The organism is Streptomyces inusitatus (genome assembly GCF_014651115.1).
Lineage (GTDB): Bacteria > Actinomycetota > Actinomycetes > Streptomycetales > Streptomycetaceae > Streptomyces > Streptomyces amakusaensis.
Window position 1 is genome coordinate 68810 of the sequence record NZ_BMWG01000004.1, and the last position, 24065, is coordinate 92874.

A 24065-nucleotide genomic window follows, 5' to 3' on the forward strand; every position below is an offset into this window, starting at 1 on the left:
ACCACCATCGTCATGACACTGGCCGTGGCATTGGCGGCGGTGCTGATCGGAGCCTTCACCACCGCCGGCCCCGCCCTCAAGAACGAGGAGGCAGCCGCCCCCGCCCCCGTCTGGTCGGCCACCTGGGGGGCCGCCATGCAGCAGGCGACGGACGATCCGACGGACGAGATCCCCAACTGGTCCCGGAACGGCTTCGAGAACGAGACCCTGCGCCAGGTGATCCGGCTCAGCGTCGGAGGCCCCAAGCTCCGCATCCGTCTCTCCAACGCCTACGGCACCACCCCCCTGCGCATCGCCGGCGCGACCGTCGCCAGGTCCGACGGCGGGGCCAAGGCACGCCCGGGCACCGTACGCGCCCTCACCTTCCGGAACTCGCCCACCCTGACGGTCCCCGCCGGCCGTGACACCGTCAGCGACGCGGTGGCCATGCCCACCGCCAACTTCGAGAAACTCGCCGTCACCCTGCGTTTTACCGCCTCCACAGGCCCGGCGACCATGCACCGCTTCACCACGGCCACGTCCTACCGGGCCCCCGGCGACCAGCTCCGCAGCCCCACCGCCAAAGCCTTCGACCACCACACCTCGCAAGCCTGGTACTACCTGAACGCCGTCGAGGTGACCGCGGGGACCCCGGCCTCGGACGGCTCCCTCATGGTCTTCGGCGATTCCCTCATGGACGGCGTCGGCGCCAGCCCCGACACCGACAGCCGCTTCTCCGACAAACTCGCCGAACGTCTCATCGCCTCCGGCCGCCCCCAGGGGATGACCAACGCCGGCCTGGCGGGCGACCATCTGCTGCACGACTCCCCCTGCTTCGGCGAGAAGGGCGTAGCCCGCTTCGCCAAGGAGCTGCGAGACCGTGCCGCCCTGCGCACCGTCTTCATCCACCTCGGCGCCAATGACCTCGCCCTGGCCCAGCCCGGCAACCCCTGCGTCGAGCGCCCCTCCCCGGTGACCGCCCGGGAGCTCATCGACGGCCATCGCGCCCTTGTACGGGAAGCCCACGCCCACGGTGTCAAGGCCATCGGCGTGACGATCCTCCCCCTCAGGAACGCCGTCTTCCCCTTCACCACCCCCGCCGGTGACAAGATCCGCCGGGAGCTCAACCACTGGATCCGCACCAGCGACACCTACGACGCCGTCCTCGACGCCGACCTCGTCCTGACCGACCCCTCCCGCCCCGGCCGCCCCCGCCCCGGCTACGTCTCCCAGGACGGCCTCCACCCCAGCGACGCCGGCTACCTTGCCCTGGCCTCAGCCGTCGACCTGACCGCCCTCTGACCCCGTCCCCGCTCCCCACCCAGCAGACCGCCCCGACCAGGAGCCCCCGTCCCTGGTCGGGGCTCCGCACGTCCGCCACCGGGGGGAGAGAGAAGCGGGCACAGAGGCGGAGGCCCCGGAATCCGCCCCAGACCCGTCCGGGACCCGCCCCGGAGGCTGACCCGGTGACCATCCGGTTGACCGGAGAACGCCCGATCGTGGCGCTGGAGTCCCTCACCCGCGAACCGAACCGCGCACGGCGGGGCCCGACCTGGGGGAACGCGAGATGGCGGCGAGGTGGTCAGTGGTGCCCCCGGCAGGACTCGAACCTGCGGCCAAGCGCTTAGAAGGCGCCTGCTCTATCCACTGAGCTACGGGGGCCGGTGGTGGCCGCGGCTACCGGAGTCCGCGGGTCGGTGACCTGCCGGGACAAGGATAGGGCTCCGATCGCCTTGACCTTGTTGCTTCACCTGCGTGACACGATGTGGAGGTTCGGTGAAGCGAACCGATAATCGCAGGCGAGTGCGATTTATGCATCGCTTTTGGCGTCCCGCGTCGCGGGTGTTGTGCACTCGTTATGCCTGCGCCCCACTCATCCCCTCTGCCCCTTGTGTCCGACCGGCGCGCAGACAAGCTCATACGCTTCAAAAAGCCGCCAAAGTTAGGCATTCTTCGCATGTGGTGACCTTGGATGCACGGCCTCAGCTCATCGACGCACTAACCGCCCTGCGCGACCGTGTCGCCGCCGTGCGTCTCCCACTGCCGCTCCCCGGCGCGCCCCGGGCCCGCCAGACGCGGGTCGAGCTGCTCGCGCAGCTCGACGACTACCTCGTACCCCGGCTCACGGACCCCGCGGCCCCGCTTCTCGCCGTGGTCGGGGGATCGACCGGGGCGGGGAAGTCCACGCTGGTGAATTCGCTGGTGGGGCGGCGGGTGAGCGAGGCGGGGGTGCTGCGGCCGACCACGCGTACCCCGGTGCTCGTCTGTCATCCCGACGATCACCACTGGTTCGCCGAGATGAGGGTGCTGCCCCATCTCACCCGGGTGTGGCTGCCGCGCCAGGACGATACGGAGGACGCGGACGAAGGCGAGGAAAACACCCCCGAAGGAGCGAACCGGCTACGGATCGAAAGGGCGTCATCCCTGCCCCGGGGGCTCGCGCTGCTCGACGCGCCCGACATTGACTCGCTGATCGTGGAGAACCGGCTGCTGGCCGCCGAGTTGATCTGCGCGGCGGATGTGTGGGTGATGGTGACGACGGCCTCGCGGTACGCCGACGCCGTGCCGTGGCATCTGCTGCGCACCGCCAAGCAGTACGACGCGACACTGGTCACCGTCCTCGACCGGGTGCCCCACCAGGTGGTCTCCGATGTGTCGCGGCAGTACGCGGCCCTCCTCACCAAGGCCGGTCTCGGCGAGGTGCCCCGCTTCACCATCCCGGAGCTGCCCGAGTCCGCGGGCGGCGGCAGCGGGCTGCTCCCCACCACCGCGGTCGCCCCCCTCTTCGCCTGGCTCGCCCACCGGGTGCAAGACCCCGCCGCACGGCAGCAGGCGCTGGGGCGCACGGCCACCGGGGTGATCAATTCGCTGAACGCGCGGATGCCGGAGCTGGCCGCCGCCGTCGCCGGGCAGTACGCCGCCGCCGTACGGCTGATGGGGGTGGTGGAAGAGGCGTACGAGGGCGAGCGGGAACGGGTGAACCAGCAGCTCGGGGCCGGTGCGGTGCTGGCCGGGGACGCCCGTACGCGCTGGCGCGGCTTTCCGCGCGACAGTTCGGCGGGTGAGTTGCTGGACTCGCTGGTCGGCAGCCTGTGCGCGCTGGTGCAGTGCGCCGTCGCCGCCGCCGACGAACATGTCCACGACGCATGGCGGCGGGAGCCGGGGGCCGCCGCGATCGTGTTCCGGGGGCGGCTGGACCTGGAGGCCGCCGAACGGATCGGGATCGCGGTCCGCCGCTGGCGGCGTGAGCTGGAGGAACTGGCCGACGACGAGATCCGCGCGCTGGAGCTGCACGCCGCGCCCGACCCCGAGACCGTCGCGGCGCTGGTCGCCGCGGCCCTGCTCGGCGGACGGCGGGCCCGGGGCGCGGGGGAGCAGCTCGCCGAGCGGATCGGGGCGCAGGGGGCGCTGAGGCTGCGCGACCGGGGCGGCGAGGTGCTGACCGCGTACATCGACGGCGTACTGAACAGCGAACGCGACCGCCGCCTCGCCCCCCTCGACGCGCTCGACGTCTCCCCGGAACCCCAGGCCGAGCTGATCGCCGCCCTGTCCGTACTACAGAAGGTGAGGTGACGCCGGTGACCGCCATCACGGGCGACGAGAACCGGCCGGGGGACGGGACCGGACCCGCCCCCGGGACCGACGCCGCCATCGGCGACGGCACCACCGGCACCGGCACCGGCACCGGCACCGGCACCGGCACCGCCACCGGCTCGGAACCCCCCTGCGAGCAGGCGCCGGGCCAGCCCCGGGAGTCCGGCGAGGGCCGCTCCGGCGGCTGCTGGGACGACGGGCTCATCGCCCGCCGCTCGGGCGGCCGCCGACGCGGGGACGGGCCCGCGGAACCCGCCGAGGCCGAGGAGCACGTACCCATCGGCGGCGCGTACGGCGGACCGCTGCGCACCCGGCTCGACGCCCTGAGGGAACTCGTCGGCCTCTCCAGCACCCGGGTCGAGAGCGAGACACTCGCCGAGGCCGGACGGGTGCTCGACGAGGCGTCCGCCCGGCAGCGGCTCTCCGCCCGGCACACCGTCGTCGCCATCGCGGGCGCGACCGGAAGCGGGAAGTCCACCCTCTTCAACGCCCTCGCGCAGGTCCCCCTCTCCGAGACGGGCCTCCGCAGGCCCACCACCTCGGCACCGATCGCGTGCAGCTGGTCGGAGGGGTCCGCCGGGCTGCTCGACCGGCTCGCCATCCCCCCTCGGCTGCGCCGCAGACCCCTCGCGGGCGGGGCCGACGAACTCTCCGGGCTGGTGCTCGTCGATCTGCCCGACCACGACTCCGCGCTGGTCAAACACCGTGAACAGGTGGACCGGGTGCTCGCGCTGGTGGACGCGGTGATCTGGGTGGTCGATCCGGAGAAGTACGCGGACGCCGCCCTGCACGAGCGCTATCTGCGGCCCCTCGCGGGCCACGCCGAGATCACCTTCGTGGTGCTCAACCAGGTCGACCGGCTGCCGGGCGAGGCCGCCGACCAGGTCCTGGACGATCTGCGCAGACTCCTGGACGAGGACGGCATGCCACTCGGCGAGCACGGCGAACCGGGCGCGACCGTGCTGGCGCTCTCCGCGCTCAGCGGGGACGGCGTCGACGAGCTGCGCGATGTCCTCGGCACCTTCGTCCAGGAGCGGACCGCCCCGGCGCGCCGGCTCGCCGCCGATGTCGACGCGGCGGCGGCCGGGCTGCGCGCGGCGTACGTCGCCGAGGGCCTCACCGGCCTCGACGAGCGGGCGCGCGAGGACTTCGCCGACCGGCTGGCGGAGGCCGTCGGGGCGAAGGCGGCGGGCGAGGCCGCCGAGCGCGAGTGGCGCAGACACGCCATCCGGGCGTGCGGTACGCCCTGGCTGCGGCTGTGGCGCTGGTACGAGCGCAAGCGGCTGCCCGGGAACGGGAGCGGTCCGCCGTCGGCCACCGCGCCGGTGGAGGAGGAGCTGACCGCCCGGCAGCGGGTCGAGCAGGCGGTGCGCACGGTCGCGGACGCGGCGGCGGCCGGGCTGCCCGCGCCCTGGGCGCAGGCCGTGCGGGAGGCGGCGGTCAGAGGGGCCGACGGGCTGCCGGAGGCTTTGGACGACCTGGCCGCGCGCGAGGCGGCGGCGACGGGCAAACGGCCGCTGCGGCCCGCCTGGTGGCCCGCCGCCGTGCTCGCGCAGATGTCGATGACACTGCTCCAGGTGTACGGGGGGCTCTGGCTGGTGGGACAGATCGTCGATCTGCTGGAACCCGGTCTGGTGGTGCCTGCGCTGCTGATGGCGGCGGGGATCGTGGGCGGCCCGCTGGTGGAGTGGGCGTGCACGGCGGCGGTACGGGGGCCCGCGCGGCGGTACGGGCAGGACGCCCGGCGGCGGCTTCGGGAGGCGGCGGCGGGGTGCGGCCGGGCGAGGGTGCTCGATCCGATCGCGGGGGAGCTGATGCGGTACCGGGAGGTGCGGGAGCAGTACGCGACGGTGGCGGGGCGGGGTGGGGCACGGGCGGCGGGGCGGTGAGGCGGGTCCGGGTCCGGTCCGGTCCGGGGGCGGACGGCGGGTCCGGTGCGGTCCGGCGGGTTCGCGGGGTCCGGCGGGTTCGCGGGGTGATGGCGCGGGGGTGACGGGGTTTTCCACAGGGGGGTGGCCGTCCACAGGCCCGGGCGGGATCGCGCGGTCCGTTCCAGCATGGAGACCGGCCGGCAGAGCGCCGGCGGGAGCGGAGCGGACGGGAGATGGCCGCCATGAACGACACCCTGGTCACGGTGGTGGGCAATGTCGCCACACAGGTGGAGTACCGGGACACGGCGACCGGCGGGATGGCGCGATTCCGTATCGCGGTGACACCGAGGCGCTGGGACCGGCAGCGGGAGGTCTGGGCGGACGGCCGGACCAGTTTCTACACGGTCCTCGCCTGGCGGACTCTCGCCGCGAATATGGCCGGATCTGTTTCGGTCGGGGATCCGCTCCTCGTTCACGGGCGGTTGAGAGTGCGGGAGGAAGAGCGTGACGCGTCCCGCGACTTCGCGGGGGACCCGTCCGCCGACACGCGCGAAGTCGCTCTTCGGCGAAGGACCTTTGTGGACATCGAGGCCGTGGCGGTGGGCCACGATCTGGCACGGGGGACCTCGGCATTCCGGCGAGTGGTCAGGTCCGCACCGAATGTGACGGAGCGGCAGTCGCAAGAGCCGCCGGGGGCGGGAAATCCTTTGGCGGCGGGGGAGTGGCCGGGTAATCCCGTGATGGATGCCGAGGGCTCTCCCGCACCCTCGGCGGTGGCCGAGCGGATGGCCGTTCCACCCTTCTGAGCAGGCCGTCTTCACTCGCCATGCTGTGGAGATTTGTCGACTCGGGAATGGTGAAACAGGGTTGTCGGCACCGTCGGCGATAACGATTACGAGTCGGAATGGTTGTGCGGAGGTATGACGGGGGACTGGGCCGCGCCGCCTCTCTAGGATTTCCCCTATTCACGGGGCACTTGAGTCTGCTGGCGAGGCACTCCCCCAATGCGTCACACGTGAACGCGCACCGCACATGAGCAGCACGGGCCGCATGGGCCGCATGAGCATCCGCGTACATGAGCACGCGGCTCACGCGAATGAGCCTCGCCCGGAGGGGAATTCTGTGTTTTCCAAGTTCGCCGCGCCGACCGGACGCGGACGGGGGATCGCGCGCCGTATCGCGGCCGCGGCCCTCACATCGGGGCTCGTCGCGACGAGTGCCGCGGCCGGCGCGGGTGCGGCCGCCGCCGACGACGGCGCGCACCGTCAGGTCGGCGCGGTAGCCACCCTCGACGGGCTCAAGACCTTCGACCGCGCGACGCTCCGTGCGAACGGCGAGAGCCACCCCATCCCCGCGGGACTCTTCGAGATGACCGTCGACGGCGGCGGCCGGCTGAAGACCTACTGCGTGGACCTCCACAACCCGACCCAGGTCCAGGCGAAGTATCTGGAGGCCCCCGCCGCGCAGACCTCGCTCGCCGCCAACCGGGACGCGGGCAGGATCCGCTGGATCCTGCGGAACTCCTTCCCCCAGGTCGACGATCTCGCCGCGCTGGCCAAGGCGGCGGGCAGCGGGCCGCTCACCCAGCGGACGGCCGCCGCCGGCACCCAGGTCGCCATCTGGCGCTACTCGGACGGGGCGGACGTCGAAGCGCTCGACCCCGCCGCCGAGAAGCTCGCGGACTGGCTCCACAAGAGGGCCCGCGACATCGCCGAGCCGAGGGCCTCGCTCAGCCTGGAGCCGAGCACGGTCTCCGGCCGCCCCGGCGGCCGGCTCGGCCCGGTGACCGTGCGGACGGACGCGGACCGTGTCTCCCTCGCCCCGCCGGCCGACGCGGCGGCCAGCGGCGTCAGGGTCACCGACGCTGCGGGCAAGCCCGTCACCTCGGCGGTGAACGGCACCAAGGTGTACCTCGACGTCCCGGCCGACGCCCCGGACGGCTCGGCGACGCTCACCGCCCAGGCGATGACCTCCGTACCGGTGGGCCGGGCGTTCATCTCCACGACCCGGAGCCAGGCCCAGATACTCGCGGGCTCCAGCGAGTCCACGGTCTCCGCGACCGCCGGGGCCACCTGGGCCGCCAAGGGCGCGATACCCGCCTTCTCCGCGAAGCGGAACTGCGCCGAGGGCGGTCTCGACGTCACGGCGGCCAACACCGGCGACGCGCCGTTCACCTTCGAGCTGGGGGGCGTCGAGCACACGATCGCCGCCGGCCGGTCGCGGACGGTGACCGTCCCGGTCGCCGAGGACCAGTCGTACGACGTCACCGTCTCCGCGCCGGGAGGCTTCAGCGAGAGCTTCAAGGGCGTCCTGGACTGCGCCACCACCGGTCTCGCGGCCCCCGCCTCCGCCGCCTCGCCCGCCGCGGAGACCCCCGTCTCCCAGCTCGCCCCCGCCTCGGCGGGCGGCTCGTCCGCCGGACTGGAGGGAGACCTCGCGGCCACCGGCGGCTCCGACGCCACACCGATGATCACGGGAATCGCGATCACCCTCGTCGTCATCGGCGGCGGCGCGATCTTCTTCCTGCGTGAGAAGCCCGCCCCCGAGGAGTGACCCGGCCGGGGCCCCGGCCCCACGACGCCACCCTGGAGTGATCTTGAGGATGGTCCACCGCCTCACAGCCGCGCCCCCCGGGCCGCCGCACCGCCCCGAGCGGGTCTGGTACGCCTCCTACGGGTCCAACACGGACCGGAGCAGGCTCCGCAGCTACCTCGCCGGGGGCACGGCCCCGGGCGGGCGCGGGGTCCACCCCGGCTGCCGGGACCAGAGCGACCCGGTCCGCTCGGTCCCGGTCGAGCTGCCCGGGATCCTCTACTTCGCCACCGAGTCGCCCGTCTGGACCGGCGGCCGGGCCTTCTACGACCCCGCCGCCGACGGCCGGGTACGGGCCCGCGCCCACCTCGTCACCGCACAGCAGTTCTCCGACATCGCCGCCCAGGAGATGCACCGCCCCCCGGGCCACGACCTCGACCTGACCAGGGCCATCGCCGAAGGCAGGGACACCCTGGGACCGGGCCACTACGAAACCCTCGTCCGCCCGGGCTTCCTGGACGGCCTGCCCGTCCTGACCTTCACCGCCCCCTGGCGGGCCGACGAGGTGGCGTGCACCACCCCGTCCGGCCCCTATCTGCGGTGCATCGCCTCCGGCCTGCTCGCCACCGGAGCCTGGGACGCCCCCACCGTCGCCCGCTACCTCTCCGCGGCCCCGGGCGCGTCCGGCGCCTGGACCCCGGACGAGATCATCCGGCTCACCGAGCCCGCCCCGGAGCCCTGAGCGGGCTACTCGTTTCCGTCCAGGGGTGGCGGTACGGCAAGATGGGGTGTATCTGCCCACTCACTCATCTGCCGGACGGTTTCTCTTGGCTGAGTACATCTACACGATGCGCAAGACGCGCAAGGCGCACGGCGACAAGGTCATCCTCGATGACGTGACGCTGAGCTTCCTGCCCGGTGCGAAGATCGGTGTGGTCGGCCCCAACGGCGCCGGTAAGTCCACCGTGCTGAAGATCATGGCCGGACTGGAGCAGCCCTCCAACGGCGACGCGTTCCTGTCCCCCGGCTACACGGTCGGCATCCTGCTCCAGGAGCCGCCGCTGGACGAGGCCAAGACCGTTCTCCAGAACGTCGAGGACGGCGTCGCCGAGATCAAGGGCAAGCTCAACCGGTTCAACGAGATCGCCGAGCAGATGGCGACCGAGTACACCGACGAGCTGATGACGGAGATGGGCAAGCTCCAGGAAGACCTCGACCACGCCAACGCCTGGGACCTCGACGCCCAGCTGGAGCAGGCGATGGACGCGCTCGGCTGCCCCCCCGGGGACTGGCCGGTCACCAATCTCTCCGGTGGTGAGAAGCGCCGCGTCGCCCTGTGCAAGCTGCTGCTCGAAGCCCCCGACCTGCTCCTCCTCGACGAGCCCACCAACCACCTGGACGCCGAGTCCGTGCAGTGGCTGGAGGCGCACCTCGCCAAGTACGCCGGCACCGTCGTCGCCATCACCCACGACCGGTACTTCCTCGACAATGTCGCGGGCTGGATCCTGGAGCTCGACCGCGGCCGAGCCATCGGCTACGAGGGCAACTACTCCACCTACCTGGAGTCCAAGCAGGCCCGTCTCAAGGTCGAGGGCCAGAAGGACGTCAAGCGCGCCAAGCGGCTCAAGGAAGAGCTGGAGTGGGTCCGCTCCAACGCGAAGGGACGCCAGGCCAAGTCCAAGGCCCGTCTCGCGCGTTACGAGGAGATGGCCGCCGAGGCCGACAAGATGCGGAAGCTGGACTTCGAGGAGATCCAGATTCCCCCGGGCCCGCGCCTGGGCAGCATCGTGGTCGACGTGGAGAACCTCTCCAAGGGCTTCGGCGAGAAGCTGCTGATCGACAACCTCAGCTTCACCCTGCCGCGCAACGGCATCGTGGGCGTCATCGGCCCCAACGGCGCCGGCAAGACCACGCTGTTCAAGATGATCCAGGGCCTGGAGGAGCCGGACTCCGGCTCGATCAAGGTCGGCGAGACCGTCAAGATCTCCTACGTCGACCAGAGCCGCGCCAACATCGACCCCAAGAAGTCCCTGTGGGCCGTGGTCTCCGACGAGCTGGACTACATCAACGTCGGCCAGGTCGAGATGCCGTCCCGCGCCTATGTCTCGGCGTTCGGCTTCAAGGGCCCGGACCAGCAGAAGCCCGCGGGCGTGCTCTCCGGCGGCGAGCGCAACCGGCTGAACCTGGCGCTCACCCTCAAGCAGGGCGGAAACCTCCTGCTCCTCGACGAGCCCACCAACGACCTCGACGTCGAGACGCTCTCCTCCCTGGAGAACGCCCTGCTCGAATTCCCCGGCGCCGCGGTGGTCGTCTCCCACGACCGCTGGTTCCTGGACCGGGTCGCCACCCACATCCTCGCCTACGAGGGCGACTCCAAGTGGTTCTGGTTCGAGGGCAACTTCGAGTCGTACGAGAAGAACAAGATCGAGCGCCTCGGAGCGGACGCGGCCCGTCCGCACCGCGCCACCTACAAGAAGCTCACCCGAGGCTGAGGGGCTGACGAGACCCATGGCCCGGCACATCTACCGCTGCCCCCTCCGCTGGTCCGACATGGACGCCTTCGGCCATGTCAACAACGTGGTCTTCCTGCGTTACCTGGAAGAGGCGCGGATCGACTTCATGTTCCGGCTCCAGCCGGGGGACGGCTCACCGTCGTTCTCCGGCGGGTCCGTCGTCGCCCGGCACGAGATCGACTACATCCGCCCGCTGGTCCACCGCCATGAGCCGGTGACCGTCGAGTCATGGGTGACCAGGATCGGCGCCGCCTCCCTGACCATCGCCTACGAGATCAAGGACGCCCCCGACGACACCGGCGACTCCGCGCAGATCTATGTGCGGGCCTCGACCGTCGTGGTCCCCTACGACCTGGAGGCGGGCCGCCCGCGCCGGATCAGCGCCGAGGAGAAGTCCTACCTCCAGCGCTATCTGCCCGCGCTGGAAGAGGACGCCCTCGTCGCATGAGCGTGCCCGTGCGAAGCCTGTACTTCGCCGACGCGAGGGAGGCGGAGGATCTCACCGCCTTCCTCGCCCGGCTGCTCCACTACGACCGCGCCGCCGCCGTACGCCTCCAGGCGGGCTCCCCGGACGGCGCGCAGGCCGGCCTCGCCGTCTTCGGCCGCCCGCCCTCCTTCGAGGTGCTCGCGATCCGCACGGCGCGCCTCGGCGCGCCCGCCCGGCTCGACATCACCGTCTCCGCCGGTGAGCTGCTCGAAAACCTCGCCGGTGAGGAGTTCCTCCTGCCCGGCCCCGTCACCGGACCGCCCTGGACCGGGGTGCTGCCGCCCCGCGGCGGCTGGCGCGAGCTGCCCGGACTGCCGGGCGTCGACGAGATGCGCGAGGCCGTCGCCGCCGCCGTCGCCGAGTTCCGCGGCCGCGACGAACAGCTCCCCGCCGAACGCAGCACCCGCGCCGAGCGGGACGCCATCGGCCGCGAGATCTGGTCCCGCACCCTCGCCGCCACCCCACTGCCGCTGCGCGCCGTGCACGCCGCCCACTCCCTCGGCTTCCTGCGTCCCGAAGTCCCCGTCGCGCTGCTCTCCACCGGCTCCTGGCTCAGACTGCGCACCCCCTTCGGCTCCACAGCCGTCCGCGGCAACGGACTGGGCGGGCTCAACGTCATCCCCACCCGGACCCGCTGACAGCGTCCACCGAGCCCCCCGGACGCCTCCGCCACACCCCTCGATGAGAAGGTGGCGCCACCGCTCGGCACGCCACCGCTCGGCACGGCGAAGGGAAACCCCATGGCACCCGCGTACGACGTGATCGTCCTCGGACTCGGAGGCATGGGCAGCGCCGCGGCCGCCCATCTCGCCGCCCGAGGCGTCAAGGTCCTCGGCCTGGAGAAGTTCGGCCCGGTGCACAACAGGGGCTCCAGCCACGGCGGCTCCCGCATCACCCGGCAGTCCTACTTCGAGGACCCCGCCTACGTCCCCCTCCTGCTCCGCGCCTACGAGCTGTACGAGGAGCTGGAGCGCGAGACCGGGCGCGACATAGCCACCCTCTGCGGCGGACTGATGATCGGCCGCCCCGACAGCCGCACGGTCGCGGGCGCACGGCGCTCCGCCGAACAGTGGGACCTCCCCCACGAGATGCTCGACGCGGAGCAACTGCGCCGCCGCTTCCCGACGCTGACCCCCGCCGACGACGAAGTCGCCCTCTACGAGGCGCGGGCCGGACTGCTGCGCCCCGAGAACACCGTCGCCGCCCACCTCCAGCTCGCCGTCCGCCACGGCGCGAGCCTCCACTACGAGGAGCCGGTCACCCGCTGGGAGCCGTACCGCGACGGGGTACGCGTCCACACCCGCGAGGACGTCTACACCGCGAGCCGTCTGATCATCTGCCCGGGAGCCTGGGCCCCCGAGCTGCTCGCCGACGTGGGGGTGCCGATCACCGTCGAGCGGAAGATCATGTACTGGTTCCAGCCCCGGGGCGGCACCGGCCCGTACCGCCCCGAGCGGCACCCCGTCTATGTGTGGGAGGACCGGGAGGGAATCCAGGTCTACGGCTTCCCCGCGATCGACGGGCCGGACCGGGGCGCGAAGGTCGCCTTCTTCCGCGACGGCGGGGTCTGCACCCCGGAGACCATCGACCGGACCGTCCACGACCACGAGATACGGGCGATCGCCGACTATCTCGGCCCCCGGCTGCCCACCCTGCCCGGCACCTTCATCAAGGGGGTGACCTGCATGTACTCCACCACCCCCGACGAACACTTCGTGATCGCCCGGCACCCGGAGCACCCCGAAGCCGTCACCGTGGCCTGCGGATTCTCCGGGCACGGCTTCAAATTCGTCCCCGTGGTCGGCGAGATCCTGGCCGATCTCGCGCTGGAGGGCGGCACCCCCCACCCCATCTCGCTCTTCGACCCGGCCCGCTTCGCCGGGAAGCTCAACGGCGGGTCCTAGGGAGTGTTTTCAAAGACGTGAGCCTCGGCGTCGCGGAGCAGTCCCGGGGTCAGCCGCCGGTGGACGGCGGACAGCGGGGTCCATATCGTGCGGCCGAAGCCGCTGCGGTAGTGCAGAAAGGTGCTCAGCGACACCTGGCCCCGGGGCGACCGCACAATCAGCTCGCCGGCCAGCAGCGGGGAGACGGCCGCGAGCCGGATCCAGTCCTCGCCGCGCGCGGCGATACGCCAGCCCGCGACGGTGTCCGGCGACCGGCCCCGGCTGAGCCGGAGACCCAGCAGACCGCGCCAGATGAACCGCTCGGCAGGGCTGGGGAGGTCGCCGAACATGGCCCGGGCCCATCGCTCCGGCGTGGCGGCGGTCTCCGTGTTCAGTGTGAAGTGATCGGCGTAGTGGAGTGCGGGCAGTGCGCTGAGGGCCCGGAAGGGCTCAGGAATCCGGTGCGCACCCACCACGGCTTCCACGCCGCCGCCCGCCCGCGAACCGTCGCGTCCGGGCACCCGGCGCGCGGTTTCCGGCTTCCGGTGGAAAAGAGGCATGGACATCCCCCCGGTCGTTCCTACGGTGAAGTGCGGAACGACATCAGCCTAGCCACCGCGCCCGCCGGGGCCGACAGGCCCTAGCCCGCCGTGTTCACCATGGACGCGGCGGCGTAGACCAGGTAGTCCCACAGCTGCCGCTCGTGCTCCGGAGCCAGCTCCAGTTCGTCCACGGCGTCCCGCATGTGCTTCAGCCAGGCGTCGTGCGCCGCCCGGTCGACCGCGAACGGCGCGTGCCGCATCCGCAGCCGGGGGTGGCCCCGGGCCTCGCTGTAGATGCGCGGGCCGCCCCAGTACTGCATCAGGAAGGTGGCGAATCGGTCCTCGGCGGGGCCGAGATCCTCCTCCGGGTACATCGGCCGCAGCAGCGGGTCCCCGGCGACGCCCTGGTAGAAGCGGTGAACCAGACGGCGGAAGGTCTCCTCGCCGCCGACCTGCTCGTAGAAGGTCTGCTCCTGGACGGTGCCGCGCGGAATCTCAGTCACCCCTCCATCGTCTCAGACGCCCCGGCGGAGGACCGATGGCCTAGGACCACCGGCCCCCACCCCCTCATGGGCCCCGGCGGGGTGCCACAGTGGAGGCATGGGCACGTACCTGGAGCGGTACGCCGAGCCCGCGGCCGAGGCGCGCCGGGCGATGGTGCGCCTGATCGCGGCCGAGGGCGCGCTGACCGATCCGGCCTGGCGGGCGGCGTTCGAGGAGGTGCCCCGGCATCTGTTCGTCCCGTACTACTTCACCGGGGGGCCCGGCGGACATGAGCGGCTCTGGTGCGAGGACCCCGACCCGGTGCGGCGGGAGCGCTGGCTGCGCGGGGCCTACTACGACGGGCCGCTGGCGACCAGGATCCGCGACGGGGAGCTGATCTCCTCCAGCAGCCAGCCCTCGCTGATGGCCCGGATGCTTCAGGCGCTCCAGGTGCGGTACGGGGACGCCGTGCTGGAGATCGGCGCGGGCACCGGGTACAACGCGGCGCTGCTCTGCCACCGGCTCGGCGAGGAGCGGATCACCACCGTCGACATGGAGCCGGAGATCACCGAGTCGGCGCGGGCGCATCTGGCCGCCGCCGGCTACCGCCCGGCCGTGGTCACCGGCGACGGGGCGCGCGGCTGTCCGGAGCGGGCCCCCTTCGACCGGATCATCGCGACCTGCGCGCTGCCGTTCGTCCCGTACGACTGGGCGGCGCAGTGCCGCCCGGACGCCCGGATCCTCGCTCCGCTGTCGACCGGGCTGATCGCGCTCCGGGTCCGGGACGACGCCCGCCACGGGCGGATCGCGGAGGGGCGCTTCCTGCGGACCTCGGCGTACTTCGTGCCGCTGCGGGGCAGCGGCCCCGCAGCGGAGCGGCGGCCGGGCGCGCTGCCTCGCCGAGTACTGGAGAACGATCTCTTCCGGTTCATGCTGTCGCTGACCGGCCGGAGCCTCGATCCGCGTGAGGCGCTCTCGCTGTGGGAGCGCGAGCGCCGTCCGCTCCGGGACCGCTTCGGGGTGACCGTCGTCGGCGGACGCCAGTGGGCCTGGCTGGACGATCCCGAGGGGCCGTACGTCTGGCCCCTCGGCCGGCGGGACGGGTGAGCCCGCCCCGCGCGGTCAGCCCCGGCGTACGGTGATGGTCGTCCAGGCTCCGACATGGACCCGGTCGCCGTCGCTCAGCGGCACCGGGACATAGGGCTGTATCGGCTCCTCCGCGCCGTTGAGCGTGGTGCCGTTGGTGGAGTTCTGGTCGACGACCGCCCAGGATCCGTCGGGCTGCCGCACCAGCACGGCGTGCTTGTGCGAGACGCCCGGGTCCTCCGGGGGCACGGACAGATCGATGTCGGGGGACTCGCCGGTCGACTGGCGGCGGCGGCCGATGGTGATCTGGGTGCCGTCGAGCTGGAGATGCTGCTCGGGGGAGTACGCGGGCAGGTTGAGGCCGCTGGCGTCGGGGCCGCTGCGCTGCATCATCGCCAGGAAGTACTCGCGGTCGGGCGCGATGACGGCCGACCAGCCCTCGGGCGACTGGTAGGACGGCGGCGACTGGTGCTGTCCGGGCGCGGAGACGGACTGCTGCTGTCCGGGTCCCTGGGGGAAGGGGGAGTCCTGCCCGCCGGCCTGCGGGAAGGAGGGCCGGTCCTGGGACGGCGGGGAGAGCATCCAGTCGTCCGCCGCGGCCGGCTGCTGCGGCTGGTGCTGCGGTGGTGGCGGTGCGGGGTGCTGGTGGAAGCCCTGCGGGGGACCCGGCGGCCTGCCGGGACCGGGACCGGGACCTGGGCCAGGGCCGGGGCCGCCCGGCTGCCCGGGGCCCTGCGGGAACGGCGAGGCCGGGCCCTGCGGGAACGGCCGTCGCTGCCCCGGACCGTCGCCGAGCGACTCGGCGGGCCGGTTCAGCTGCGAGGGCCGGGAGCCCTGGTAGTCGAACGGATCGTGCCCCTGCTGCCGGCCGGGATGCCCCTGCGGCCCCTGCTGGCCGGGGTGTCCCGGGTGCCCGTGCGGGCCGGGCGGCGGCGGGGGCGGCTGGTTGGTGAAGCCCGACGGCAGATTCAGCCCGGGGGACGGGGCCTGCGGCGCGGGGGCGATCGGGGTGTACGAGGTCGCCGTGTGCGTCAGGAAGTTGTACCGGCACTCCTCGCAGAACGGGGCCATGGCCTCGCGCGGGGTGCGGCACTGCGGGCAGAGCTCCGCGTGCGCGGTGGCGTGCGGATCGCCCGCCGGGCCCGGGTAGCCGTACGAGGGCGCGGGCGGCGGGGCGGCTCCGGTGGGAGCGCCGGGACCGGCCATACGGTGGCCACAGACCTCGCACCAGTCGTCGGAACCCGACTGGTGTCCGTTGGGGCAGGTCGGCATGTCGGCGCTTCCCCCTCTCCTCGTCCGGCCCGGGGGCCGTCACCTCTGTCGTACGTCTCTCGTACGACGATGCTCGAACGGCCTCGGTCGCGGCGGAGAACGACTATTTCTTCACCCGGACCGTTCTGACGGACCGGGTTTCGAGCGTCATCTCATCGGCCTCCGCGACCTTGGCCTTCAGTCGCACAGTACCTGTCGCCGCGTCGACCACGTCCACCACCTTCGAAAGCAGTTTCGCGGTGCCCTCGTTACCGGAGACCTGCGCCAGCTGCACCGCGCGGCCCAGTTTCGCCGTCGCTCCATCGTAATCACCCATTTTGCGGGCATCCAGCCCCTGTTGGATGACTTGTGCGAGTTCTGCCTGGCCCGTGTAGTGCGCCACCTGTGGGTTGATCGAGGTGGAGGCGGCCATGTCATCCGTCCACACGGCCCGGATCAGCCCCTGGGAGAGCACCTCGGGAGCCCCGCCGTCGGGGGCCGGAATGATCAGCGAGGCGCGGGCCGCCAGCATCTCCTGCCCGATGTTCGCCTGGGGCACCCGCACACAGACGTGATAGTCGCGGGACTCGTCGCCCCAGGAGCCGGTCGGATAGTCCCCGGCCCGGGGACCCGCCTCGGTCCGCCGCCCGGTCAGCTCCGCGACGGTGGGGGCCACCTGCTTGACGAACATGATCTCGACCCCGACGGGCGTCCACAGCCGCAGCGCGACATCGGCGACCTCCTTGCCCATCGCGTTCTCCATCATGGCTGTGAAGTCGGCGGCCAGATGCGCGGGATCGGCGACGATGTCCGCGGTCCCCAGCAGCGCGGCGGCGATCCCGGTGACCTCCTTCACCTCCCAGTCGGTGCCCACGCCCCGGGCGTCACAGGTGAACCGGCCCGCCACGGCGGTCAGCGCGAAGCGCAGCGCCTCGGGGGACTCGTGCTCATTGCGCCCGTCGGTCAGCAGGATGCCGTGCCGGATGTCCCCGGCCGAGGAGGCGAGCAGCCGGTCCGCGAGCCCGAGCCAGGTGCCGATCGCGGTGCCGCCGCCCGCGGTGAGCCGCCGCAGGGCCTCCTTGGCCTGGGCGCGGGTGTGCGGGTCGGCGATCGCCAGCCGCTCGCCACCGGGATAGATGTCGGAGGCCTTGTGCGTACCGGCGACCACGGCGAACTCCACACCGTCGCGCAGGGTGTCGATCGCAGCCGCCGTGGCGTCCCGGGCGTTGCGCATCTTGGTCGGCGGATAGTCCATGGAACCGGAGCAGTCCACCATGATCACCACGGCCGCGCCGGGGGAGGACGGGATCCCGGCGGGAGACGCCGTCACCCCCCGCAGCGGAGCACCGCCGGTGGTGCCGCCGCCCGTGGAGGTCACGGTCACGATCGCGTTCACCTCGCGACCGCCCTCGGGCAGATACTCGTTCTGATACACGTCGACCGAGAACGCGGGCACCTGGGACTTGGAGAAATTGGCCATCTGCTGGACTCCTTGAGGGCTCCACCCGGGAGATCTCACGACTCGTCGCGGACGCCTCCCCCGTCACGGGCGCCCGGTCGCTTACATCAGACCCGGCGGTCGTAGCCCGATCCTGCCCCCGGCCGCGCCACCGCGAACGGCAGCACCGCCACTGTTACGTTGTCGTGGCCCCCGCCGTCGAGTGCGTGGCCGACCAGCACCTGGGCGCTGTGCAGGGGCCGTTCGGCGGCGTCCGCCGGGATCGCGCGGGCCATCTCGTCGGGGCCCTCCGCGTAGTTCCACAGACCGTCGGTGCAGACCACCACCACACCGGAGCGGTCCGGTTTGAAGGCGGCGGTGTGCGGCTCCAGTTCGTACGCGTCGGCGCCCAGCCAGCCGGTGATGGCGTGGGCGCGCTCGTCCGCGTACGCCTCGCGTTCGTTCATCAGACCGGCGGCCACCATCTGCGCGGCCCAGGAGTCGTCCTCGGTGAGCCGGGCGGCGGGGCCCTCGCGGTCGTCGGGCACCCAGTAGACGCGGCTGTCGCCGACCCAGCCGACGATGAGCAGACCGCCGGCGGAGATCGCCGCGACGATCGTGCAGGCGGGCGCGTTCAGCTGGTGGTGCGAGCCGTGGCCGTGCTCCGCGAGATCGCCGGCGGGCGCCTGCCCGGCCAGGGAGTTGACGGCGGTCGCGGCGGCCACGATCGCCTCCCGCATGGCCTGCTCCGGGTGGATCCCCCGCGGCAGCGCCGTCAGCAGCAGCTCATTGGCGGCCCCCGCGGCGGCGAGTGACGCCTCGTCGGGCCGGGTGGCCGAGGAGACCCCGTCGCAGACGACCGCGACCACGGCCGGGGAGCCGTCGGGCAGCGCGGTGGTGGAGATCGCGAACGCGTCCTCGTTGCGATGGTGGCGCAGGCCCCGGTCGCTGACGGCGGCGACCGGGCCCAGCTCCCGCTCCATGTGGTCGCGCTCCCGGGGCTGGGCGTGGCCGCAGTTCTCGCAGTAGCCGTCGGGGTCGACATGGCCCGAGCGGCAGGCCACGCACACCTTGGCGACGGCCTGCGGTACGGATGCCTGCGGTACGGCCTGCGGTACGGCTGCCGGGGGCGCGGCGGGCGGCGCGATACGCGGGTCGGCGACGGGCGGCGGCGGTGTCTGCGGCGTCTGTGGCGGGGGCAGCTCGAAGTCCCCTGAAGACGAAGGCGAAGACGAAGGCTCGGCCGGTACGGAGGCCTCCGCACCCGGTCCGGTCCGCCACTCGGGCGGCACGGAGACGGCCAGCGTCGGGCGGTCACCGCCGGGCGGCGGCGAGAGCGCCGACAACTCCTGTCCGCACGCGCCGCAGAAGCGGTCGTCCTCCTCCAGCGGCTCCGCGCAAGCGGGGCACAACGAGCCGGCGGCCGGCCGGTGCATCTGCGGCGACATCAATCACACCCACGTCCGGGGGCGGTAGCGGTTGGCACGCTCCACCAGTTCCATCCGCTCCTCGCCCCGCTGGGCGAGCCGGGCGAGCACCCGGTAGGAGCGTTCCAGTCCGAAGCGCAGACCGCGTTCGTCCAACTCACTGCCGAGCAGCGCGGCGGGGGCGGCGGCGACGGTGCCGCCGGGCCGGGGCGCGCCCGACGGAGCCGGTGCGGACGGCTGAACTCCGGGACTACCGGAGAGTACCCAGTCCAGGGCCGTGCCGAGTACCTCGGTGGACAGCCTCTCCCGGCGCACCGCGTCCAGACCGAACCCCTCCAGCGCCTCCACCTGCGCCGCCGCGGCGAGCAGATCGTCCAACAGCGGTTCCTGGGCGGCCCGTCGGCGCAGCCGGGCCCGCACGGCGGCGACCCGCGCGGCCGTGTAGTGGATCGAGGCCTCCGGCACCGACTCCAGGGTGCGTACGGCTCCGGCCCGGTCCCCGGCCGCGAGCTGCACCCGGGCCAGTCCGAACGCGGCGCTGACATAGCTGGGGTCGGTCGTCCACACCAGCCGGTAGTACTCCGCCGCGTTGTCCAGCTGGCCGAGCACCTCGGCGCACACCCCCAGCGCCAGCTTGGGCGCGGGCTCGCCGGGGAACGCGTCGTAGATCGCGTCGAAGGAGAGCGCCGCCACCTCGTCGTCCCCGGTGACCAGGGCCGCGAGGCCCCGGTACCAGACCACCCGCCAGTCGTCCGAGCGCCCGTTCTCCAGCGTCTCCAGCACGGCGGTGGCGGCGGCGCTCTCGCCCAGCTCCAGCCGGGCGCGCAGCTCACGCAGCCGGGTCTCGGTGGACGGCGGGGGCCCGGCGGCGAGGGCCGCGATCAGCTCGGCGGGGGCGGGGGCGGGCAGACCGGCGAGGAAACCGGCGTTGGCGTCCCCCGGGTCGACCCGGGGGACGGGCAGGGCGAGCGCGACGGCGCGGCTGTCGAGGGCGGCGAGATGCGGGGCGAGCCGGGCCGCCCCCACGCCGCCGGGGGCCCCGGCGACGGCGGGCGCTCCGGGGCCGAGGGCCTTCCGGCCGCCCCGCCGCCCGCCGGCCGGACGAGCGCCGAGCGCCGAGGCCTCGGCGGCCAACTCGGCGAACAGCTCCGCGTCGGTGACCCGCAGCTCGGGGCCGAAGAGCGTGGACAGCGAGGCGCGGGGGCGGCCCGTCTGGAGCGAGACCACCTCCCTGAGCACCCCCGTCAGCTGCTCCGCCATCTCCTGCGCGGAGGAGAACCGCCGGGCCGGGTCGGGGTCCGTGGCGCGCACCAGCAGCCGGTAGAAGGACTCGTAGGTGCGGAAGACCGGCACATGCTCCGGGTCGGGCAGCGAGTCGACGAAGACATTGGTGTAGCCCTGGAAGTCGAAGGTCAGCACGGCCAGTGTGCGCGCCACGGTGTAGAGGTCGGAGGCGACCGAGGGGCCGGTGTCGGCGACCTCCGGGGCCTGGTAGCCGACCGTCCCGTAGATCGCGGACTCCTCGTCGTCCATCCGCCGGACCGCGCCCATGTCTATCAGCTTGAGCTGGTCCTGCTGCTGGATGGCGTTGTCGACCTTGAAGTCGCAGTAGAGCAGATTGCGGCTGTGCAGATGCCCCAGCGCCTCCAGCGCCTCGATGCCGTACGCGCAGGCCTGCTCCACCGGCAGCGGATCCCGCCGCCCGGAGGCGTCCCGGCGGTCGTTCGCCAGCTCCTTGAGCGATTTGCCGCCCACGTACTCCATGACGATGTAGCCGTCGAGCGAGCCGGTGCGCTGGTCGAGGTGTTCGACGAAGTTGTAGATGCGCACGATGTTGGAGTGCTCGATCTCGGCGAGGAACCGGCGCTCGGATATCGCCGCCGCCATCGCGTCCTGGTCGCCCGTGTCCAGCAGGCCCTTGAGCACCACCCAGCGGTCGGAGACGGCGCGGTCCACCGCCAGATAGACCCAGCCCAGACCGCCGTGGGCCAGACAGCCCGCGACCTCGTACTGGCCGTGGACGATGTCGCCGCCGGTGAGCTTGGGCACGAAGGAGTACGGATGGCCGCACGAGGTGCAGAAGCCCTCCGTGCGCCCGGTGCTCTCGCCGCGCGAACGCCCCACCGGAGCGCCGCACTCGGAGCGGGAGCAGAACCGCTTCCGCTCGGGCACCTCCGGGTTCTCCATCACCGCCGAGCGCGGGTCGGGGCGCGGCACCTCGGGCACGGTGACCAGGCCCGCGCCCAGCCGGTTGCGGCCCGATACGCCGGTGGACGAGCCGGAGCTGCGCACCGAGACCGACCGGCCGGAGGATGCCGATCCGGCGGTGGCGCGCGACAGCCGCCCCGACACCGACCGGCGCGAGGTGGAGGAGCGCGAGGAGGCCCGGGAGGAGGCCAGCGAGGTGCGGGCGCTGCCCAGCGCGCCGGATCCGCCGCCGCCGATCCGGCCGGAGCCGGCCGGTCCGTTCGCGACGACCGGGGCGAGGCCGCAGGTGTCGCAGTACAGCTCGCCGCCGCCCATGTCCTCGTAGCCGCCCTCGCAGCCGGGCCGCTGACAGCTCTGGTCCTCGCTCACGCGTCCCCCCTGCGGTCTTCGGTCCGGGTCTGCCCCGGCTCCCTCGGGGCCAGCGCCTCGGCGGCGGCCCGCTGATAGCGCAGCACCGCCTGCTCGGCCACCCGCAGATCGCACGGGGCGCTCCACAGGGTGCGGCGGGCCACGTCGTAACGCTCGATCAGCAGCGGGTCCTCCGCGTGGCCGAGCCGGGCCATCTTCGCCTTGTACGCGTCGAGTCTGCCGCGCAGCTCGGCCCGTACGGCGAGCGGGGCGGTCACCGCGGTCAGCGACTCCCTGGCCCGCAGCAGCTCGTCCTCGGCCTCCCGCTCCAGGGACTCCAGCAGCGGGGAGAGCCGGTGCCACCGCGAGTGTCTGCGGTACTCGGCGGCGATGGAGAGCCGCTCCTGAAGGGCGGTGGGCGGGCCGCTGACGGCGGGCACCTCGGTGGCGGCGATCTTCGCCAGCACCTCGCCGCGCGCCGCCCGGGCCTCGGCCAGGGTGCGGTCGGCGCGGGAGAGGACGTCGCGCAGCCGCATCAGCCGCTCCTCGGAGTCCTGGCGGACCCCGAGGACGGCCTCGATCTCCCGGCGTACGTCCTCCAGGGCCCGGGCGGCCCGGTCGTAGCGGTCGGTGTCGGGCCGTCCGCCGCCGGGGGCCGAGCTGCCCGGCGCGGGACGCCAGAAGGCGAGCGGGTCGGAGATCACCTGGGCGCGCAGCGCGGACAGCTCGTGGGTGATCTCCTCCAGCTCGTCCCCGGAGGGGTGTTCGCCCGGGCGCACGCCCACCGAGTGGGCGAGCGAGCGGGTGCGCTGGAGTTCGGCGGAGAGCAGATCGATCCGGGCGGGCAGCGCGGACCACACCGCGTCCGCCGTGACCACCATGTCGAGGGAGCTCGCGTACAGCTCGTTCATCCGCTCGACCAGGCCCTCCAGGGTGAACCGCTCGGCGAGCCGGGCGGGCGCGCCGGGCTGGGGCGCGGCGGGGTTCGCCAGGGTCACCCCGGGGCCGCGGAGCCGCTCGGTCAGCTCGGCGAGATCCTCGCGGCTCGGCCAGCGGCGGCGCGATCGCAGCTCACGGATGCCGGTGAGGGCGGCGGTGTAGGCGTCGAAGCAGCTCCAGAGCAGGGTTATCGCCTGCTCGGCGGTGGCCCAGCGGTCCTTGGTGACACCGGTCAGCCCGGCTCCTTCGAGGAGCCTTCGGCCGGCGTGGTCCTGGAGGGCGAGCAGCGAGGACTCGATGGCCTCGTGCTCGGCTTCGAGGCGCGTCAGCGCCCGGTCCACCTCGTCCCGGTCCATGGTCGGCCCGGGGGTCTGCCCGCCGGAGCCGGAGACCGCTCCCGCGACGCCCATCGATCACCTCTTTCGTTGGTCAGGGCTGGCGGTACTTGGGGGCCGGCGGCCCGGATATGCCCGGCAGATCGTCGGCGAGCCAGTGCCGGTACGCCTTCTTCCAGGCGGCCTCGCGGTACTCCTCCAGCACATGGTTGACCCGGCGCACCAGGTCGTCCTTGCCGAGTTTGGCGGCGACGCCGTAGTACTCGCTGGTGAAGCGCCTGCCCTTGAGCTCGACCGCCGGGTCCTGGGCGGCCTGGCCCGCGGCGAGCGCGTTGTCCGTGACGACCGCGTCGGCGAGGCCCTCCTGGAGCCGCACCAGGCAGTCGAGCTGGTTGGGCACGGTGAGGATGTCCTCGTCGGCGGGGCCGCCGTCGTGCGCGTCCCTGAAGACCGCGCCGAACGCGTTCTTCTCCAGGGCCTCGTAGGCGGTGGAGCCCTCGGCCGAGCAGACCCGCTTGCCCTTCAGCGAGGCGTCGTACCCGGTGATGTCCGAGCCCTTGGAGGCGAGCACCTGCTGTCCGACCTCGAAGTACGCGGTGGAGAAGGCGACCTGCTCGGCCCGGGCGCAGTTGATCGTCATGGTGCGGACGACCAGGTCCACGGTGTCGCTGTTGAGCGCGGGGATGCGCTGGTTGGTGGGGATCGCGCGGAAGATGACGGCGTCCCGGCTGCCGAGGATGTTCTCGGCGATGGCGCGGGCGAGGTCGATGTCGAAGCCCTTGAGGTCGTCGGAGACCGGATCGCGGTAGCCCCAGCGGTAGCTGTTCTGGTCGACGCCGACGATGAGCTTGCCGCGCTTCTCGATCTCCGCGATGTTCGGTCCTCCGGCGGTGGAGGGCGGCAGCGAGGTCTCCGGCGCGGTGCAGGACTCCCCGGCCGCCGCGGGGGAGGCGAGCGCGGCGCTCCGGGCGGAGCCGGAACCGGGGCCGGGGCCGGTGACGGCGTTGCCCGCGCCCCGGGAGAGCGGCAGCAGGGTGACGGCGGTCAGCGCGCAGACGGCGGCCATGCCCCCGACCCCGCCCCAGCCCCGGAGGCTGATCCGGTCCCGGAAACGGTCCCGGAAACGGCCTCGGGAACGCTCCCGCGCGC

Annotated in this window: 19 protein-coding genes and 1 tRNA gene; 11 read left to right on the forward strand and 9 right to left on the reverse strand. The window is 73.0% G+C overall.

What is annotated here, in order from left to right:
* The first annotated feature begins 12 nt into the window (after positions 1 to 12).
* Complete coding sequence (locus IE247_RS09815; protein WP_190122603.1) at positions 13 to 1281, forward strand: SGNH/GDSL hydrolase family protein; 1269 nt, start codon at positions 13 to 15, stop codon at positions 1279 to 1281.
* Positions 1282 to 1565: 284 nt separating this feature from the next.
* Here IE247_RS09815 and IE247_RS09820 read toward each other — a convergent pair.
* Positions 1566 to 1641 (reverse strand) — tRNA-Arg (locus IE247_RS09820).
* A gap of 306 nt (positions 1642 to 1947) precedes the next feature.
* On the opposite strand from IE247_RS09820, the gene IE247_RS09825 reads away from it, so the two are divergent.
* From IE247_RS09825 to solA, 9 genes are all read left to right on the forward strand, one after another.
* Positions 1948 to 3552 (forward strand): dynamin family protein, encoded by a 1605-nt coding sequence (locus IE247_RS09825; protein ID WP_190122849.1) that lies wholly within the window; start codon positions 1948 to 1950, stop codon positions 3550 to 3552.
* A gap of 5 nt (positions 3553 to 3557) precedes the next feature.
* Positions 3558 to 5462 carry a GTPase gene (locus tag IE247_RS09830; protein WP_190122604.1) on the forward strand — a complete coding sequence of 635 codons (1905 nt, stop codon included), beginning with the start codon at positions 3558 to 3560 and terminating at the stop codon, positions 5460 to 5462.
* A 224-nt stretch (positions 5463 to 5686) separates the two neighbouring features.
* Positions 5687 to 6250, forward strand: coding sequence for a single-stranded DNA-binding protein (locus IE247_RS09835; protein ID WP_190122605.1), 564 nt, complete (start codon positions 5687 to 5689; stop codon positions 6248 to 6250).
* A gap of 253 nt (positions 6251 to 6503) precedes the next feature.
* Positions 6504 to 7997, forward strand: a complete 1494-nt coding sequence (locus IE247_RS09840; protein WP_190122606.1) for a Cys-Gln thioester bond-forming surface protein — start codon at positions 6504 to 6506, stop codon at positions 7995 to 7997.
* 49 nt (positions 7998 to 8046) lie between these two features.
* A complete protein-coding gene (locus tag IE247_RS09845; RefSeq protein WP_190122607.1) occupies positions 8047 to 8718 on the forward strand; it encodes a histone deacetylase in 672 nt (223 codons plus the stop codon).
* 85 nt (positions 8719 to 8803) lie between these two features.
* The gene (ettA, locus tag IE247_RS09850) at positions 8804 to 10468 is read left to right on the forward strand and encodes an energy-dependent translational throttle protein EttA (protein ID WP_190122608.1); all 1665 of its coding nucleotides are present in this window, start codon (positions 8804 to 8806) and stop codon (positions 10466 to 10468) included.
* Between the two features lie 16 nt (positions 10469 to 10484).
* The gene (locus tag IE247_RS09855) at positions 10485 to 10937 is read left to right on the forward strand and encodes an acyl-CoA thioesterase (RefSeq protein WP_190122609.1); all 453 of its coding nucleotides are present in this window, start codon (positions 10485 to 10487) and stop codon (positions 10935 to 10937) included.
* Positions 10934 to 11614, forward strand: a complete 681-nt coding sequence (locus IE247_RS09860) for a DUF8010 domain-containing protein (protein WP_190122610.1) — start codon at positions 10934 to 10936, stop codon at positions 11612 to 11614. The genes IE247_RS09855 and IE247_RS09860 overlap by 4 nt, the downstream gene beginning before the upstream one ends.
* A gap of 102 nt (positions 11615 to 11716) precedes the next feature.
* Positions 11717 to 12880 carry an N-methyl-L-tryptophan oxidase gene (solA, locus tag IE247_RS09865; RefSeq protein WP_190122611.1) on the forward strand — a complete coding sequence of 388 codons (1164 nt, stop codon included), beginning with the start codon at positions 11717 to 11719 and terminating at the stop codon, positions 12878 to 12880.
* On the opposite strand, the gene IE247_RS09870 is transcribed toward solA, so the two are convergent.
* Positions 12877 to 13425, reverse strand: coding sequence for a hypothetical protein (locus tag IE247_RS09870; RefSeq protein WP_229868980.1), 549 nt, complete (start codon positions 13423 to 13425; stop codon positions 12877 to 12879). The genes solA and IE247_RS09870 overlap by 4 nt on opposite strands.
* Before the next feature lie 74 nt (positions 13426 to 13499).
* The gene (locus IE247_RS09875) at positions 13500 to 13904 is read right to left on the reverse strand and encodes a globin (protein WP_190122612.1); all 405 of its coding nucleotides are present in this window, start codon (positions 13902 to 13904) and stop codon (positions 13500 to 13502) included.
* A gap of 97 nt (positions 13905 to 14001) precedes the next feature.
* On the opposite strand from IE247_RS09875, the gene IE247_RS09880 reads away from it, so the two are divergent.
* Positions 14002 to 14991 carry a methyltransferase domain-containing protein gene (locus IE247_RS09880; protein WP_190122613.1) on the forward strand — a complete coding sequence of 330 codons (990 nt, stop codon included), beginning with the start codon at positions 14002 to 14004 and terminating at the stop codon, positions 14989 to 14991.
* A 15-nt stretch (positions 14992 to 15006) separates the two neighbouring features.
* Here IE247_RS09880 and IE247_RS09885 read toward each other — a convergent pair whose 3' ends face one another.
* From IE247_RS09885 to IE247_RS09910, 6 genes are all read right to left on the reverse strand, one after another.
* On the reverse strand, positions 15007 to 16242 hold the full coding sequence (locus IE247_RS09885; protein ID WP_190122614.1) for an FHA domain-containing protein: 1236 nt from the start codon (positions 16240 to 16242) through the stop codon (positions 15007 to 15009).
* A gap of 103 nt (positions 16243 to 16345) precedes the next feature.
* Complete coding sequence (locus IE247_RS09890) at positions 16346 to 17701, reverse strand: vWA domain-containing protein (RefSeq protein WP_190122615.1); 1356 nt, start codon at positions 17699 to 17701, stop codon at positions 16346 to 16348.
* 86 nt (positions 17702 to 17787) lie between these two features.
* A complete protein-coding gene (locus tag IE247_RS09895) occupies positions 17788 to 19107 on the reverse strand; it encodes a PP2C family protein-serine/threonine phosphatase (RefSeq protein ID WP_190122616.1) in 1320 nt (439 codons plus the stop codon).
* Positions 19108 to 19110: 3 nt separating this feature from the next.
* On the reverse strand, positions 19111 to 21609 hold the full coding sequence (locus IE247_RS09900) for a serine/threonine-protein kinase (RefSeq protein ID WP_190122851.1): 2499 nt from the start codon (positions 21607 to 21609) through the stop codon (positions 19111 to 19113).
* Positions 21610 to 21659: 50 nt separating this feature from the next.
* On the reverse strand, positions 21660 to 22991 hold the full coding sequence (locus IE247_RS09905; protein ID WP_190122617.1) for a coiled-coil domain-containing protein: 1332 nt from the start codon (positions 22989 to 22991) through the stop codon (positions 21660 to 21662).
* A 19-nt stretch (positions 22992 to 23010) separates the two neighbouring features.
* Positions 23011 to 23982: a glutamate ABC transporter substrate-binding protein gene (locus IE247_RS09910; RefSeq protein ID WP_506005036.1), complete on the reverse strand. Its 972-nt coding sequence runs from the start codon at positions 23980 to 23982 to the stop codon at positions 23011 to 23013.
* Positions 23983 to 24065 lie beyond the last annotated feature (83 nt).